Here is a 17917-nt window from a genome sequence, read left to right on the forward strand (position 1 = left end):
ACCTATGGGAGGATAAAAGCATGAATTGCATTCATCGGTTGCTATTATCGTTGTTGGTGTTTGTGTGCTTTGTGAGTTTCCAAAATAAGGCGAGCGCGGAACAAGCTTCTTTGTCACAAGAGACTTTTGACTGGCGACAAGAAGTCATTAGTCGTGATGAAGTCCAAAGAGAGCTTGCTCGTTTATATGTTCTGCTTCATGAGAAAAATGCGCTACCCACGCGGCTTGAAACTATACAATCCGGTGATCGTGTTTCCGATGTTCTCATTCGCGCAGGTGCCTGGCCCAAATGGCTAACCAATTATGCTCCTGAAATCTTAGACAGTCTGCTTTGTGATTTGAATGCTGATATATGCAATCGAAAAATACGTTCTGCAAGCCAGAAGGACTCTGTGCAGGATTTAGCAACTATTTCCGGTACTGTGGTATCGACAGGAAACTGGGCTGGCGCCTGGCCCGGTCGAAAAATGATCGTGCCTGATGTTGAATTAAAGCTCGATTATGATTTTGGAGTTCGTTCAAAGTATGAGTTATCTCTTTCAAAAACCGAGGCGGTATTTGAACAGACATCCGATTTTTTGCAGCTATTTTGTCGGAAATTTCCAAATAATAAGGAACATTGTCGTAGCCGAATTGAAAAGGGGGCATGGGAAGCTGAGGAACCGGTTATCTATCGATTTATTGATGATGGTAATGCTGACCTAAATCGCTACGAGGCCATTGCTAACCCTTCATTTTTGCGGAAAATCGGAACAAAGGATAGTGACAGTTGGCTTGTTGCAATTCCGACACTTGATGTGGATTTGGCAATTGAATCTATCAAACTTGAAAGCCTTGTTGGTGATTCAGATCAATTCTCACAGCGGGTTTTAATCCAGCGCTCGGCTAAGACGGAATCGCTGGAAAAAAGTATGCTTAGCCGCAGATTAATGGGTTTAATTGAAGACAACGGCAAGCCGTTTCGTTCTTGGCAGGATGGTTTACCTATTCGTCCTATTCGGATTGTTCATGTGGATGAGGAGGCACAGCTCGATCATTGTATATTCCGCCAATTTGTACAAAGCGGGCAACTTAAACTAAAGCGTTGGACTGATGAAGGTACTTTTGAAACAGTAGTGTTTCCCCCAATGGAACCTTCGACAGAGACATCATCAAGTGTACATTCAGAAACAACTGATATTCCGCATGAAGTTGCTTCGTCAGATACCAACGGAGCGAACACTCCGTTAGTGCAACCAGTGTCCGACACTGAGGGAACTGACGTTGTAGAAGATGCTATACATGCCGAGCCGACAATTGAGATGTCTGATTGCGGTAACTACAATCCGGTTGTTTTGGCACAGGGAAATCATGGAACTCACACGCTAGGCTTATTAGCAGATTTGGCGCTTGCAATGGATCCCAATTTACCGATCACGCCTAATCCGCAAATTGAAGAACCTCCGGTTACAATTTATCATATTGCTGTACCAAACGGTCCTGAGAAAACGCGAGCCTTAACTGATACAATCAAAAGCATGGCCATCCATGGCCCCGATTTAGTCAATATCAGTCTGTCTTGGCCTCGGTCTGGAAGCACGCCATTGGTTGATGCGATCAAACAATATAAACGAAATGTATTATTTGTTGCCCCGGCGGGAACGGGTGATGAAGATGTATCCTGCTCGATTGTGCCTGCATGTATTCAAAGCGACAATGTTATATCTGTTGTGGCGCTTGACCATCAGGAAGATGGCACACTTTCGATCCTGCCTGGAACCAATATTGGTGCGGCATTTCACGAAATTGGTGCAATTGGGGCGGACCTGGTTGCACCTGTTGCCGGTGATCAGATGGGTGCGCTTTCGGGAACTTCGCAAGCTGCACCAGTTGTAACGTCTGTTGTAAGTTATTTGATGCGCATGGGCATACGTGATTTTAAGCAAATTAAACGGAGACTTGTCACGACGGCCATTCTGGATAGTGATCTGCTTCATGCATCCTCAGCGACGTTGATCAATGCACGCCTAGCTTTAGACTTTGCACATGATTTCGTTCGGCTTGCCGACGGGTGCGAAATGCGTGGACGATTTGATAATCTATCTGGAGATGATGAAATTCGTTCCAAGGCAAAGGAAACGGGCACGAGTGAACATCGTATAGAGGTCACAGAAATTCTTCGAATCTTCTACAATAGTAATGCTGACACACGTCTTATTATGGATATGCCTCAGTCTAAACTCAGGCAGCAGAATTATCGATTGAAAGATGATGACCTTGATCGAAAAATGAATTTCAAAGCTGAATTCGTAAAGAATTGCTCTACTCGCGCTGCTGGCAGTTTTCATAATTTTCCTCTCCGGGATGTTCGCGATTTTATTAAAGCGTTGGAATAGGAGTAACTCCGTTATGTCTCGCTTAATTACGGTATTGAGTTTTGGTTTTATCTGTCTTGTATCCGCTCCCGTAGCTGCGCAGGGTGAGGCACCGGTGCCGTTACTTTCCGTTCCTCATATCGAAGGCGTTGTTGAGGCGTTGGGGGTTAAATATCCGCCGCCACCGGAGGAAAGCAGTGCTAACAATTCGCGTGGTGCTGCGGTATGGGCCTATAGCGAGCTTCGTCCTGGTGCTAAAATGGTGCAGTTGAAAATTTCAGATATTACCTATGATGCAGATGACTTTTTTCAGATTGAAATCATCAATCATTCCGGCGCAGTGCTGCAAACATTAACGGCAGAATCAATCGGAGTTAGTACATCGGTTTGGACTGATTTAAGTGTCGGTCAGTCTATTGGGCTTTACGTTTATGGTAATCGCAAAGGTTCTCTTAGTTTTACAATTGAACAGATCTCATTTGACCGAGAAGGGCGAACGCTAGAGTCGGTTGTAGGAACGGATGATCGCGAACATCTGTATAAATATAATGGAGACTTTCTTGATGTTGCAGAACGCGCTCGCGGTAGCGTTGCTAAACTCTCTTTTTTAGTAAAACGCCAACAAGGTACAGTACGCGAAACTTGCACAGGGTTTTTGATCGATAATGATTTGCTCATGACAAATCAACATTGCGTTGCAGATCAGGAACGTTGTGATACGACTAAAGTTATATTCGGCTACGCTTATGATCAGGCTGGGCGCATTCCGGGTATGGAACAGTATTCTTGCACCAAGGTCGAAAGTGTGGATGACGACCATGATATGGCGCTATTGCGAATTGAGGGCAAGCCTGGTTTACGATGGGGTACATTGGCATTTTCACCAACGGCCCCAAAATCGGGTCAAGCCGTTTTCATTCTCCAACACCCTGCCGGTGAAGCAAAACAGATATCTGCGCTTGGATGTGAAGTTGCAGAAGCTATTTCTCCCGGGCGAGCAGAACAGACAGATTTTTCGCACCGTTGTGACACATTAGGTGGTTCATCGGGTTCTCCGGTTATTGATAAAAATGGTGATGTGGTTGGCCTTCATCATTGGGGCCGGACAAGTTTTGGCACTTATTCGCAAGTGAACCGCGCCGTTAGAGCGGAAAAAATTGTCCCGATTATTACCAGTTTTTTGCCAACCACAAGTAACGAGCCAGAAGCATCTGATCCTGAAACGACTCCAATTCCGGAAAACTCGAATTCTATGAATAATGAAACAGAAGGCGCAAGTACCGCTGCCCCAACCGAAGGAAACTGACAGATGATCATGAGACCGATCTCAATTTTCACATTAACGCTTCTTGCGGCAATGAGCATTCCGTTTATGAATGCGGCTTTCATAAATACTGCAAGTGCGGCATCTCCCTGTTCAAATGTTATAGAATGTCTTGATCAAAATTGGAGTGAGGCAGATCGGGCATTTTGGTATCGGACAAGTCAAGGTTCGCGTCTTATACCTTTAGCGTGGATGAAGGCACTTGAGGAGGCCAATAGCGGTGAACCATTCCTTTCGCCTAGGAATATTGAACGGTATGGATATCTTTCAGACGCTCGCTCATCGGTAAACCCTCATGGGTTACCTGTTGGATTTGTTGTTGATTATGATCCAAAGAGAAGTGCGGACATGATGTGTCAAACATTTCCAAATATTTGTGCAGGGCGCATTATGCGTCAAGAATGGCTTGGCTTAAATTGCTCGGCCTGCCATACGACGGATATTAGGTTTGGCGGTAAAACAGTACGCGTGGAAGGTGCACCAACACTCGCCGATTTTCAAATGATGCTCGAGGATCTCCATAAATCCTTGGTCGCGACCTCGACAGATGAAGACAAGCTCAATCGATTTGCAAATCAGGTTCTAGGTTCAAGCCATAGCATGGGTGAACGAAAAACACTGCAAGCACAAGTCATGGAACTTGCCACATATCGTGGGCAGTTATTGGAGATGAATAACTCAGACGTCCGCTACGGTTACGGTCGTCTTGATGCGCAAGGGCATATCCTTAACAAAGTCACTTATATTGGAAAAGGTGGGCAGATTGATCAACTAGTAAAATCTAATGCGCCCGCAAGTTATCCTCATATCTGGAATACATCCCAGCAAGACAAAATTCAATGGAACGGTATTGCCGGTGAAATTGTGAAGTTACCAATCTTTGGAAAGACAACCGATGTTGGCGGGCTAATTCGCAATATTTCAGAGGTGATCGGCGTTTTTGCTCATGTGGAAATCAATAGAAAATGGAAGCCTGATTTTTTGGGTTATGACTCCAGCGTTCGCGTGAAAGAGATGATTGATCTGGAACAGACACTTGAAAAACTTGGCTCCCCTTTATGGCCGGAAAATGTGTTTGGAGCAATTGATCGGGAAAAGGCGGAAAGGGGGCGTGAACATTTCCTGTCGCAAAAATGTGCGCAATGTCATGAAGATTTGGAACAGGGGGATATCACTTCTCCTATAAAGGTAACAATGTCTGGCGTAGAAGAAGCGGGCACTGATGTCATGCTTGCCTGCAACACGTTGTTGCATATGGCTAAGGCTGGACGTTATGAAAACAGAAAACCTTTCATCATAAAAGGTGATCCGATTAAGGAGACTGATAGCACAACTTTCATGCTAAAAAACGCGGCAGCGGGTGTCGTTATTGGTAAACTTGATGAGGTGCTTGATAGTGTGATTGGAGATGTGATCGGTGGGTTCAGGGGTGCTCCCCCAGATGAAGCAGATACAGGAAAGCAATATCTTCCCGGTAGCTCGTCATCCGATAAACAGGTTCTCGCGAAGGCTTGCTTAACATCAGAAAATGCTAGTGATGATGCAACGATCGTGGCGTATAAAGCGCGCCCCTTAAATGGCATATGGGCAACGGCTCCTTATCTCCATAATGGGTCCGTTCCAACTCTCTACGACTTGCTTCTACCTTCACATTTGCGCACAGTTCTGAAAGATGGTGAAACAATGCGTGAGCCGAAATCCACGGACCGTCCTTTAAGTTTTCATGTTGGCTCTCGTGAGTTCGATGCGGAGCGAGTAGGTTTTAAAACTGACGATTCTCCGATTACAACATTTTCCGATGGCACTAGTTTGTTGCCATTTCGCTTTGATATTGTTGATGAATTTGGAAATCCAATTCCGGGAAATTACAATTCAGGCCATGAATACGGATCATCGGAACTGTCTCATGAGGAACGTTTGGAACTGGTGGAATATTTAAAAACTCTTTGAGGAAAATGCAGATCATAGGTTTTGCAATTTAGATATAGAGAAGTTGTTTTGTAACTCTTTTTGGCATCCGTCCCCCTAATGGGTGACGCAAAAAGAGCCCTGATTTGGTTTCATGATTACGGGTGGAGGATTCACCTTTAATTTCGTGAAAATCGCACAGGAGAAACATCATGTTTGAATACCTAAAGTCCGCATTTATTGTAGGCGCAGTTGCCTTTTCATTTGGATTGTCCAACATTGCGGTTGCGCAAGATGCTGCTGCGCCTGAGGATATGCCGGAGGCAATTTCCTCCTTATTCGCTGACGCTGAAGCCGCTGGCAATGAAGTGTCGTTTGCTGAACCTGAAGGTCAACAACCTGGCGCTGACGGACACATGTCTGCCGCTGATAGTGAGGCTGCAACGGCAGCTGCCAAGCGCTACATCTATACAACCCTTCGCGTTATCAGCAATGGTAATACGCGTGGCTGTAGCAGTGGTAATTGGAACTGCATGACACGCCTTTGCAAAGCCGACCTACGGACGCAAAGCGCTTGGCGCGGCTGGGCTGGTTGTTGGAAGAAGGGTAGCAAATTTATCTGCTATTTTGAATGTGGCCAAACTCGCAACGCGTTCTAATTTTAAGATGGAAAGGAAGAGATAATGATATCCGTTACAAAGGTCACATTGCTGGCCACGACCATAACAGCTCTGCTCACTTCCAGTGTATTAAGTGCAGAAGTTCGCAACATTAGCGAATTTGCATCAAATCTGACGGGACTTGCAGAATCGTCCGGTTCACCTGAAGCTCTCGGCGAAGCGACCGCGAATGCGATTGGATTAGATCAATCATCCAGTCTTACATTGGAGAAAAGCAATACGCTTCCAAATAATGCCGGGCGAACTTCGAGGTTCACTCAAACACTCAATGGTATTCCTATCTGGAACCAGCTTGTGATTGTTGAACAAGATGAAACGGGACGATCCATTGGTTTAGAAGGCACAGCAGTTTTTGATATAGAGCCAGAAGAGTCGGGTGCTCCGACTGCTACACTTTCTGCAGACCAGGCGTTAGAGCGGGCCAAAGAAGCATTAACACGTCTTACGCCCAGAGCAGCATTGAGTAATGAAGAAAGCTCTGAGCTTGCACCGTTTGAGAACGAGGAATCATCCCTTGTATACTTTGTCACATCAGATCAACAATTACGCCTGTCGTATGTTACCTCGTTTTTCACCACGGTGATTGATGATGGTGGCGGGCTAAAACCAGCGCGCCCTGTGACAATAATCGATGCAGAAACTGGCGAAACATTGGATAGCTTCGACAATATTCAGTTCGCTGAGTTGGGCACTGGTCCTGCTGGAAATAGCAAAACGGGAACATACACATGGGGAACGGGGACAGCGCCTAAGTTTGAAGTAACTCGTTCTGGCAATAACTGTAAAATGGAAATACCGACCATCAAAACAGAAGATCTAAATAATAGAACGTCTGGGTCAGGCCGTGCTTATTCCTATAATTGTTTTAACAATACGCGTCGCCCGATAAATGGTGCTCGCTCTCCTTTGAACGATGCGCAAGGGTTCGGTAAAGTCGTCTTTGATATGTTTCAGGATTGGTATGGCACCAGCCCTTTGACCAATCAGCTGCATATGCGAGTTCATTATTCCAACAATTATGAGAATGCATTTTGGAACGGGCGTCAAATGACCTTTGGTGATGGAGCAACACGTTTTCATCCATTGGTATCAATGGATGTGACTGCCCATGAGGTTGCGCATGGTTTTACCGAGCAGAACTCTGGTTTGGTTTATCGTAATGAGTCAGGTGGTATGAATGAAGCCTTTTCTGACATGGCTGGTGAAGCTGTAGAATATTGGTTTGCGCAGAACCGCGGTCAGTTATTCTCTGGGCGCACTATGCCTGATCTGGAAACTGGAGCTGATATCTTTAAAGCATCAGGAAAAGCATTGCGATATATGTGTAATCCGCCTCTTGATGGACGTTCAATCGGGCATATTCGTGACTATCGACCCGGTATGGATGTTCATTATTCAAGTGGCATCTATAACAAAGCCTTCTGTATATTATCGAAGCGCTCTGGCTGGAATGTAAAAAAGGCATTTGATATATTTGTGGTTGCCAACCAGAATTATTGGGTCCCAAACGAGACATTCCGCAATGGCGCAGCCAAGGTTTTGAAGGCCGCAAAAAGATTACGCTATGCAGAAGCTGATGTTATCCATGCATTCAAACAAGTGGGTATTAATCTGACACCACCAGCAACAGGTAACCGATATATTTATACAACGCTGAGAGTTATCTCCAGTTCAGCATCGCGCGGGTGCAGTTCAAGCGACTGGAGTTGTATGACGCGCATTTGTAAGGCAGATCTTCGCGACCAATCTGCTTGGCGTGGATGGGCTGGCTGTTGGAAAGAAGGTTCAAGTTACACCTGTAATTTTGAATGCGGTCAGGTCCGTAAACTCTTTTAACCTCCCAGGGTGGGGCTCGGCAAAATTGCCGGGCCTTTTCTATTTTAGTTTCTAAGATCAAAGGTGGTTGTTATGCGAAGTAGATTATATATAGCCGCAGTTTTTTGTGGAATTGTTTTGAATGGCATGGGGCAGGCCATAGCGCAAAGTGGTGAGGATCAGGGTATAAATTCGAATGCCGAAGAATGGATCGTTATGGGTACGGATGCGGCACAGGCGTTGACTAACGATTTAGCGAGCAAATTTATAGATGTAAATGACGCGCCTCTTTTTGCTATTAATACTGAGGAAAATGGTCGTACCATAGCGCGCATAGAGCCAAACCTAACGCCATTCTTGCACGAGACAATGCATGAAAAGTTCAACCGTTGCGGTGGCTATACTGTTCATGAAAGCCGTGAAGCTGCGCTTTCTGAGCTAAATAATCCAGTTTATCAGTCCGATTTCACCCATGCTGTTGGCATATTCAATGAGCCTCTGGATCAGGCAATCCCAGTTAATCGTGCGCTTGGCTTGGTGCAACCTTCAACGATTATATCAATAATCCGACAAATGGAGAACCTAGGAACACGTCATTACCAAACCTCTGGTGGGCAGGAGGCTGCAATACGTGTGCAAGCATTGTGGAATGGATATGGTGCAGGGCGGGGTGATTTCAGCGTAGAGCGAATTGGTCACTCCTGGTTACAGGACAGTGTTGTTGCAACAATACGCGGGAGTGAAAAACCAGACGAAATTGTCGTGATTGGTGGTCACCTGGATTCGATGAATGCAAATGACCACAATGATGCACCCGGGGCCGACGATAATGGTTCCGGTATTGCGGTTGTCAGTGAAGTTTTGAGAGTTTTAACACAAATGAATTTTCGACCTAAACGGACAATCCAATTCATGGCTTATGCCGCTGAAGAAGTTGGCCTTCGTGGTTCAGGTGATATTGCGGCGCGTTATCGTCGAGAAAACCGCAATGTCGTTGGTGTGTTGCAGTTTGATATGACGGGATTTCGAGGTTCAAATCGAGATATGTATTTTGTGACGGATAATGTTAACCCCAATGCGACCAATTTTCTACGTCGCCTGATCCGTACGTATAATGCGAATGGAGCACATAGGATTACATATGCAGATACCCAATGTGGGTATGCGTGTTCTGATCATGCATCTTGGAATAGGCATCAATTCCCCGCAGCCTTTCCTTTTGAAAGCGCTTTTTCAGAATATAATAGAGCGATACACTCTCCCCGTGATAGGGTTTCGGTAATGGATAGTACTGGTGCACACCAAACCAGGTTTGCAAAACTTGGTTTGGAATTTGTGATAGAGCTTGCTAAATCTTCTGATGGAAACCGCCCAACTCCAACAAGTAATCGTTATCTACAAACTAGTTTGAAAGTCATAACCAATGGAGCGCCTCGCGGATGTAAATCTGGTGAGTGGGCTTGCATGACGCGATTATGTAAAGCGGATATGCGAGATGCATCTGCTTGGCGTGGTTGGGCTGGTTGTTGGAAATCAGGCTCTAAATTTCAATGCTACTTTGAGTGTGGAAAAATATCTACACTGCATTAGAGACCGAATTTATGAGATGAAGTTTAGGCACTTGAATTCGTTCAATATGTCGGGGTAACCATTGGTTCGCGTAACAGGTTACTTCTCTCGGAATGCTTTTCTAAAACTGTCTGTGATAGGCTGTAGTGCATAAGAGAAGAAGCTGCGTGCTTCAGTTTCTATGAAAACTTGCGAGTACATACCTGCTTGAACACGGCTGATAGTCTCTTGATCAGGTTGCAATGAAATGCGTGCGGTAAAATATGTTTCACCAGTACTGGGATCAATTTGAGAGTCAGCTGAGATGTAGTTAACCCTACCATCGATAGGATCTACAAGACGTGCATTAAATGCTGTTATTACCACGCGTGCATTTTGATCAATATAGACTGATGCAACGTCGGTGGGCATTATTCTTGCCTCGACTTGTACTGGTGATCCAGAAGGCACAATCTCTGCAATTACATCAGATGAATTTATGACGCCGCCGACTGTATTGGCTGTTAGGTTCGTTAGCGTACCGGAAACTGGTGCTCTTATTTCAGAGTATTCGACCGCCCGCTCTGCCGCTTCGATCCGCTCTTTAATACTGCCAAGTTCTGATAACACATCTGTGAGTTCTCTAGAGTTGTCTTGTTTGCGGGTTGCTTTTAGAACAGCAATCCTATCCTCAACTTCATCCATTCTACTAACAAGCGAAATGGAGCTGCCTTTTAGCTCATCAAGACGTGCTAATGTCGTCAATCGCTGCGATTCAATCTGCCAAACCTGGTTTTCTGCGATGGATCCGCTGTTTCTCAATGTATTGAGGTTTTTGAGTTGTTTACTTAAAAGTGCGAGCTGTTGCTCATTTCGTTCCGCTTGATTTCCAACACTTACATATTCGCTTTCCAGGGCAGATAGTTGATTTTTGAGGGCTGACAATTCCCGGCTGAGCAGGTTAGAACTTGCATTAAGTTCTGCAATTTGTGCGAGATATATCCCTTCGTTGTAGGTTTTATCTTCTGTATAAATGCCGCCTCGCAGATTTCCATAGAAAGTTTCACCTCGAAGGTTAGCCGTTTCTATTCTGCCCACTTGGGAAGAACGAATTCTGTTCTGTGTTGCAATTAACAGGTCTTTACGTGCTCGGAGCTGAGCAAGCTGGGAGATGGCTTCGGATGGATCGATTATGGCGACTAGATCGCCTTTGTTTAAAAAGGCGCCATCCTTGGCACTGATTTGCCTTACAACACCACCGGTTGGATGTTGGAGCAATTTATTTTGTCCGGCAATTATGATTTTACCATTTGCGATCACTGCACCGGATATCGATGAGAAGCTTCCCCACAAAACAAATATAAAAAGTGTAACTCCAACAGCGATGTAGCCTCTTCTGGAAATTGATGCTGTTTCCGCTGAAACATTATCTTTCCAGTTTAGTTTCTTGGACTCATGTCCTACATGAGGTTGAAGTAATGCCTTTTCGGATGATGATTTATCATTCCTTCGATAGTCCGTGAACCGATCTCTGAGCTGCTTTACGAATTTCATATCAGGCACTCTTCGGACTTCTATAGGGGTAAGGTCTTGCGATACTTGAATATGGAGCAGGTTCGCCGGCATTTGCGGTAGTTTTTGGTTTTGTCCGTTCAGAATTGGCATTAAGTGGAACTTGTCGACCCTCTTTGATCATCATTATTCTGTTTGCAGTTTTAAGAATGCTTCTGCGTTGCGTAACGATGATGATCGCTACACCTGACTTTTTAAGCCGATTTAATGATTTCATTAATATATTTTCGCCTTCTTGATCCAGGTGAGCATTTGGCTCATCCAAAATCAGAAGCTTGGGGGAACTGTAAAGAGCTCGCGCGAGCGCAATCCGTTGCTTTTGTCCACCTGATAATCGAACTCCGTCACCGCCGATTTTGGTCATGTATCCGTCGGGGAATGAGTTGATGAGATTGTGCGCGCCGGCGAGCTGTGCAGCTTTTATGATTTGTGCTTCATTTTCATCGCTCGACATGCGAGAAATGTTTTCAGCGACAGTTCCTGGAAACAGCAAAATTTCCTGTCCAACATAACCGACCCAACGCCCCCATTGTTCCGTTGGCCAGTTCTTTTGAACGCATCCATCTAACATGACCTCGCCTGTTGATGGTGATGCAGCACCTGCAATAATGCGGGCCAGAGTTGATTTCCCTGATCCAGACGGACCAATAATGGCCAGTAATTCTCCTGGAGATACTTTGAAATTTATGTCTTTAAGAATATCAAGGCTTTTATCTTGACCGTCTAATGTAAGAGAGACATTACTGATAGTTAAGTGACCGGAAGGATCAGGTTGAGTAATTTTCTCGATTTTGTTTTCTTGACCGTACAGAACTTTTTCAAGGTCAGTATACGCACTTTGTGCACGATTAATACCATCCCAGCTGCCGATCATTTGTTCAATGGGTTGAAGCACTTTGCCTGAAATCATTGATGCCGCGAAAATCATTCCGCCAGACATGTCGCCATTTAGAACAAGCCATGCGCCCCAAGCCATTATCGTGATTTGTAGGATCTGGCGTGTCGATTTACTCAAAGCCATAAAGAAAGAGCTTTGTTTCACTGATGCATCTTCAGCGTTTATGGCGGCGCCCATCATATTACCCCAACGGTCGACAAGTGCTGGCAGAAGCCCCATTGCGCGGATATCTTCAGAGCGACTGGCAATTGCACTGGCAAACGCTATTGCCTCGGTGCCAGTTTGTGATGCCTTTTTTTGACTGTCTTTGGTCAGTTTCTTGTTTAGCCAAGCGACTGCTATCAATATACCTGCGCCGATGGTTGTTAATAGGCCGACCTGAAAGTTCAAAAGATACAGGAGCAGCAAAAAGAAGGGCGAAAAGGGGACGTCATAAAGGCTGATTAGGGAGCGACTTGCAAGAAAAGTTCGCACTGTGTTGAAGCTTCTCATGATCTCGTTTGATTTTTCAACCGGCACCGCACCACCCGTCATTCCGGCAAATAGTGCATCCGCATGCTTCACTGTGAATTGGGTTGACAGGCGCTGTGCTATGCGCGCACGGATCATTTCGCATATACCGAATAATGTAAGCGCTACTGCGGCAATGAGGCTGATATAGATGAGTGTCTCAGCACTGCCTGAAGATAGAACCCGATCGTATATCTGCAACATATGTAGGGGGGCTGCCAACATCAAAAGATTCGAAAATATTGAAAAAACTAACAGTGGTCGACAGACCTGAGACAACGCCACAACACTACTCCTACAACATATGCAGGTGTTTATAGCGCAAAAGGTATAAAAAAGAGTAACCGAGATATCATGAGCTAAATATTGCAAACAATGTTGATTACTGCTCTTCGGTCACTTCAAATGTTCCCGCGCGGAAGCTCTGTGAGCTGCGATTATCTGAAAATAGATTAAAGTTATGAGTGGGTTACTGATCCAGGTGATAATTCAAAGGTTAGTCATTCAAACGATGTGTGTAATGTTTTTGGTAAAGTGGATTGTTTCTAAAGTTAGTTGTGCTTGTGATGTTTGAGCTATTGTTCGGATTTAATTCAACTTTTATGTGTTAAAGTTAACAACAGCTTAAACACACAAGCCCGTTTTTTTGTGAAATAAACCCTTAAATTCAAAATTCAATTTGAGGCTCCTATGACAAACTTAATAAACGGTACATCTTCTGACGACACACTGGATGGAACTTCTGCTCAAGATGTGTTCATTGGCTCAGCGGGTAATGACCGCATTGATGGCGGTGATGCCGGTTATAATCAAATAGATTATGCAGGTTCCCCAAGCGATTATACATTCACCCAAAATAATGATGGTACTGTCACAGTAAAGAAGCCAAATGGCGGAACTGATATCATCTCGAATATTGGTGGTTTTTGGTTTGTAGACGCAGGTGTTTGGATGCCTTTAAGCGATGTTCTGGCCACAAACAATGATGATGAAACATTTACCGGAACTGACGGAGATGATAGGTTCATTGCAGACACGGGCAATGACATATATGAAGCTGGGGCTGGCGACGATAGTGTACAATATTTAGGCCGACCGAGTGATTATACGCTTACACGAAATGTAGAAGGCGACATTACTGTTGTTAAGCCGGACGGTACATCTGACACACTGCGTGATGTGGAAACTGTTGAGTTTCGTGATCTTGATGCGATTGAACTTGTATTTGCGGATGACATTCCAGTTGTTGCAGTTGGAAATAATATTATTATCGGCGGCCCAGAAGATGATTATATCGATGGAACAGATGCTAATGATGATATCTCATCAGGCGGCGGTGTAGATGTCATCAATGGCTCTAAAGGCAACGATAACATCGATGGTGGCGGAGCTGAATATGATCAGGTTGATTATGATGGTGCAGCCTCTGACTATACATTTACAAAAAATGACGATGGTTCGGTCACAGTGGTTAAGCCCGATGGTGGCATAGATACACTGAAAAACATTGATGGTTTTTGGTTTAAAGGTTCTCAAGAGTGGAAACCACTTTCAGAAGTCCTATCTGACACTGACGGTGGAAACACTGGCGGCCCGATTGAGGGAACTGATGGAGACGATTATCTATCTGGTACGGATGGTGATGATACAATTAATGCGGGCGAAGGTGTTGATGTCATCAACGGGTCTGAAGACAATGATGTGATCAATGGTGGTGATGCCGGTTATAATCAGATCGATTATGATGGTGCACGTTCCGAGTACATATTTACTGATAACGGTGATGGAACTTTTTCTGTAACCAAGCCAGATGGCGGCATGGATACTATATCCGATATTGGCGGTTTTTGGTTTAAAGGTGAATGTAAATGGTATTCCATAGAAGACGTTTGTTCGCCAGAACCAGAACCAGAACCAGAGGAGGTTTGCGCTGAGATTGAAGGTAGCAGCATGATCTGGGAAGGTCTTACCAATGCACCTAAAGAATACACCGTTAAACTGGATGAAGTTGTTACTGAAGATACATGGGTGACAGTGAAAATTGGTTCCGATACGGCACAGCAAACTGACGGCACAGGTTACAAAGATTTTAATGTCTATTATGGTCCAAACGTAAAAAATGGTCAGCCTTTCAATCCTGGAACCATTAAAGGTGAAGATGTAATTTATTACACGACCAACCAAACTCAACAGAAAAATGTTGAAAAGGTATGGCTCAACGACAAAATTTATAGAACTGGAAATACTGACGGTGATGGCAACGCTCGCGACAATATTGTTGGTGTAGATAATCTTGTTCATGACTTTCTGGTCTATGATTCTGACGGTGAGATTGTCAGTGGTGACACGGTAAAAGTTCTTGTTAAAGCTGGTGAGAAGACATCTGAAGCCTTCTCTATACAAGCCAACAAAGAAGTTGAAGTTGGTGCTAAGACAAATAAAGGCTCGAACGGCGATGTGGAAGGAAACGAAACTTTCACATTATCAGTTGAAAGTGTCGGAGATTGTCTTGTTAAAGACAATTGCCTGGAAGTCACAATTAAAGATCATAAAGCAAGCGTCTCGCCAATTGTCCTTGATCTTAACGGCGACGGTGAAATTGGAGTAACGGGTGAAACGTCTTCTCATCAAAAAGATGTTGATGATGAAGTTGTTAACACAGTTCAGTTCGATATAGATGCTGATGGTGAACTTGATACAATTGAATGGGTTGATGGTTCAGGCGACGGCGTTTTGGTCGACCTTTCGAAGGTTGGCGAAAATGGTTCAATCGATGGTTCTGCTCTTTTTGGAGACGAAGGTGGTAAATATGCCAACGGTTATGAAAAGCTGAAAGTTTTCGATAAAGACGGTGACGGTATGGTTTCCGGCGTTGAGCTTGAAGGCCTTGGCCTCTGGATAGATGATGGTGATGCGATTCTTGAAGATGGTGAAATGCAGACAGCAAAAGAAGCTGGTGTATCTTCAATCTCAACTGATATGAAAATCGTTCTTGATGATGAAGGCCGTGAATTGATGCAGTCTACTGCTGAAGTTAATGGTGAGACTATCCTTAGTGAAGATGTTTGGTTTGCTGAATCTACTCAAAATCAAGATGAATTGGTAAATCTTAATGAAGAAATGAACAAGGAAGTTATTCTCGAAGATTGCTTTGTTGGATAGTCCAACTTCTAGTTTGCAGTCGCTTCTGTAACATTCATTTAGTTTAAGTCACAAACTCCCCATGGTGTCGTATGTCACCTTGGGGAGTTTTGCCTTTATGTGGATTCTCAATTCATTTCGAATTTTACCACTAATTCTCTTAATTATATGAAATTATTGCGTAAATTTAATGTCATACATTATGTTGATTTTGTGTGACATTATGTGTAAGGTTTCAGTACTACAGATTTTGAGGATTGAGAGTGTCTGAACTAACCCGCAAAAAAACAACTCTAGATTCTGCTGCCACAAATGCCCTTGTGCATCTTGAAAGCTCAGATAAAAATCGGGATGTGCTTGAGGCACTTTCACTCATGATCGAGCGTGCGGAGCTTGGGATCGGCGATCGGTTGCCTCCAGAAGTTGATATTGCCAAGAAGCTCAATGTCGGGCGCTCGAAGGTTCGCGAAGCGTTGATTGCTTGGCAAAATATGGGCATCGTTACACGCAACAAGAAGGCAGGAACACGGCTTGCTGCTGAGGTGTCTTCTAAAGATATTCATTTGCCTGTTACGTTGAAACTGGAAGCTGAGAGCCTTCTTAGAACACATGCTGTTCGACGCCCCCTTGAGATCGAGGCTGTGCGGGTTGCTGCTCGCAACGTTACGACGCAACAATCGCGCGTTATCCTTGCAAGAGTTGCAGAATTAATGGCTGCTTATGAGGCTGGCGAAGATTGGCGAGCTGCCGATCATCGTTTTCATAGGGCAATCCATGAAGCTTCTGGGAATCCATTATTTGAACAATTGATCAGGCAAATTCAAGAGGGGTTTAACGCCATTTATGAAACACCTTTTGGTCAGCCACATCTTGGTCTGGAAACTATTCCACTTCACCCTGACCTCGCGCGCGCCATCACCGAGAGAGATGGAGAGTCTGCAGCTGAAATCATGACGAAGATCATGGATATGGTAGAAGATGATGTTCGCGAAATTATGGAGGGGCAAAATGTCTGACCAGCAGAATTTCGCGACGCTAATGGCGACCGTATTTGATGATGAAGATGGTGCTATGACACCGCCAATTGTCCAAAGCTCGCTCTTTTCTTTTGATAGTTATCAGGCTTTTGAAGACCGTATGGCTGGTATCTCAGATAAACCTCTTTACACGCGGGTACAAAATCCGACAGTAACGGCTTTTGAAGACCTCATGACTAAGGCTGAAAGTGGAGAGGCGGCTGTTGGTTTTGCCTCCGGCATTGCTGCGATTACGTCAACATTGATGGCCTATGTTAAGCCGGGTTGTAAGATAGCTTGCATTGAGCATGTTTATCCAGACACGTTTCGGTTTATGGAACGAATATTGCGTCCATTCGGTGTAGAGATTAGCTATCACTCCGCAGAAGCATTTGAGAATGATGCTGACTTGTTGAGCGGTGTTGATCTGGCCTATCTGGAAAGCCCAAATTCAGTTATTTTCCAGCCGATCAATCTGCAAAAGGTGTCTGAATATGCCAAACGGCATGGCACCGTAACTATGGTCGATAATTCCTGGGCAAGTCCTGTGTTTCAACGTCCGTTAACACTGGGCATTGATATCGTTATTCACTCGGCCTCGAAGTATATTTCAGGCCATTCGGACACGGTTGCGGGTGTTGTGGTATCCTCCTTTAGCCACATCGCACGCATCCGTGACCTGACTTTATCGCTTTTGGGTGCAAAGCTTGCACCATTCGAAGCCTTTTTGTTAACCCGTGGCCTTCGTACGCTCAATATACGCATGATGCAGCATCAGGCAACGGCCAATCTTTTTGTTGATCGCTTGTCAGCAATCCCGCAAGTCCGAAAAATAAATAGTCCAGGGGCGAATGCTGTTCCAGGCCTGACCGGGCGTTCAGGGTTAATGTCGGTCGAGTTTGACGATAGCGTTAATATTCCGAAGTTTTCTGATGCCTTAAACCACTTTCGGCTGGGGGTTAGCTGGGGAGGCTTTGAGAGCCTTATGCTGCCGGCTCGTGTTGGCTTGGCGCAAGCTGGGGAGCAGAATTCAATGCAGAAATTTGGTGTCTCACCAAACTTGGTTCGACTGAGCCTTGGTTTGGAAGACCCAGAAGATCTTTGGGCAGATTTTGTAAACGCCCTAAGCCAAAGCGCCACATAATAAGACG

Annotated in this window: 11 protein-coding genes; 9 read left to right on the top strand and 2 right to left on the bottom strand. The window is 44.7% G+C overall.

The annotated features are described in order from the left end of the window. Window positions 1-20: 20 nt before the first annotated feature. The 6 genes from AB2J24_RS15900 to AB2J24_RS15925 all read left to right on the top strand — a co-directional run bounded on the left by AB2J24_RS15900 (window position 21) and on the right by AB2J24_RS15925 (window position 9671). Complete coding sequence (locus tag AB2J24_RS15900; RefSeq protein ID WP_367386175.1) at window positions 21-2375, top strand: S8 family serine peptidase; 2355 nt, start codon at window positions 21-23, stop codon at window positions 2373-2375. 13 nt (window positions 2376-2388) lie between these two features. After that, window positions 2389-3660 (top strand): trypsin-like serine peptidase, encoded by a 1272-nt coding sequence (locus AB2J24_RS15905; protein WP_367386176.1) that lies wholly within the window; start codon window positions 2389-2391, stop codon window positions 3658-3660. Between the two features lie 3 nt (window positions 3661-3663). Continuing rightward, on the top strand, window positions 3664-5628 hold the full coding sequence (locus AB2J24_RS15910) for a di-heme-cytochrome C peroxidase (protein ID WP_367386177.1): 1965 nt from the start codon (window positions 3664-3666) through the stop codon (window positions 5626-5628). A gap of 170 nt (window positions 5629-5798) precedes the next feature. Next, the gene (locus tag AB2J24_RS15915) at window positions 5799-6245 is read left to right on the top strand and encodes a hypothetical protein (RefSeq protein ID WP_367386178.1); all 447 of its coding nucleotides are present in this window, start codon (window positions 5799-5801) and stop codon (window positions 6243-6245) included. Window positions 6246-6269: 24 nt separating this feature from the next. Next, on the top strand, window positions 6270-8102 hold the full coding sequence (locus AB2J24_RS15920; protein WP_367386179.1) for a M4 family metallopeptidase: 1833 nt from the start codon (window positions 6270-6272) through the stop codon (window positions 8100-8102). Between the two features lie 72 nt (window positions 8103-8174). After that, window positions 8175-9671 (top strand): M20/M25/M40 family metallo-hydrolase, encoded by a 1497-nt coding sequence (locus AB2J24_RS15925; RefSeq protein ID WP_367386180.1) that lies wholly within the window; start codon window positions 8175-8177, stop codon window positions 9669-9671. Window positions 9672-9749: 78 nt separating this feature from the next. Here the strand turns inward: AB2J24_RS15925 and AB2J24_RS15930 are convergent, their stop codons facing one another. Next, window positions 9750-11183 (bottom strand): HlyD family type I secretion periplasmic adaptor subunit, encoded by a 1434-nt coding sequence (locus AB2J24_RS15930; protein WP_367386181.1) that lies wholly within the window; start codon window positions 11181-11183, stop codon window positions 9750-9752. A gap of 1 nt (window position 11184) precedes the next feature. Then, on the bottom strand, window positions 11185-12894 hold the full coding sequence (locus tag AB2J24_RS15935; RefSeq protein ID WP_367386182.1) for a type I secretion system permease/ATPase: 1710 nt from the start codon (window positions 12892-12894) through the stop codon (window positions 11185-11187). 405 nt (window positions 12895-13299) lie between these two features. On the opposite strand from AB2J24_RS15935, the gene AB2J24_RS15940 reads away from it, so the two are divergent. The 3 genes from AB2J24_RS15940 to AB2J24_RS15950 all read left to right on the top strand — a co-directional run bounded on the left by AB2J24_RS15940 (window position 13300) and on the right by AB2J24_RS15950 (window position 17910). Then, complete coding sequence (locus tag AB2J24_RS15940; RefSeq protein WP_367386183.1) at window positions 13300-15771, top strand: calcium-binding protein; 2472 nt, start codon at window positions 13300-13302, stop codon at window positions 15769-15771. Between the two features lie 242 nt (window positions 15772-16013). Then, window positions 16014-16766 (top strand): FadR/GntR family transcriptional regulator, encoded by a 753-nt coding sequence (locus AB2J24_RS15945; protein ID WP_367386184.1) that lies wholly within the window; start codon window positions 16014-16016, stop codon window positions 16764-16766. Continuing rightward, window positions 16759-17910 (top strand): PLP-dependent transferase, encoded by a 1152-nt coding sequence (locus AB2J24_RS15950; RefSeq protein ID WP_367386185.1) that lies wholly within the window; start codon window positions 16759-16761, stop codon window positions 17908-17910. Before AB2J24_RS15945 ends, AB2J24_RS15950 begins: the two co-directional genes overlap by 8 nt. Window positions 17911-17917: the final 7 nt, after the last annotated feature.

This window comes from Lentilitoribacter sp. EG35 (assembly GCF_040784015.1).
Lineage (GTDB): Bacteria > Pseudomonadota > Alphaproteobacteria > Rhizobiales > Rhizobiaceae > Lentilitoribacter.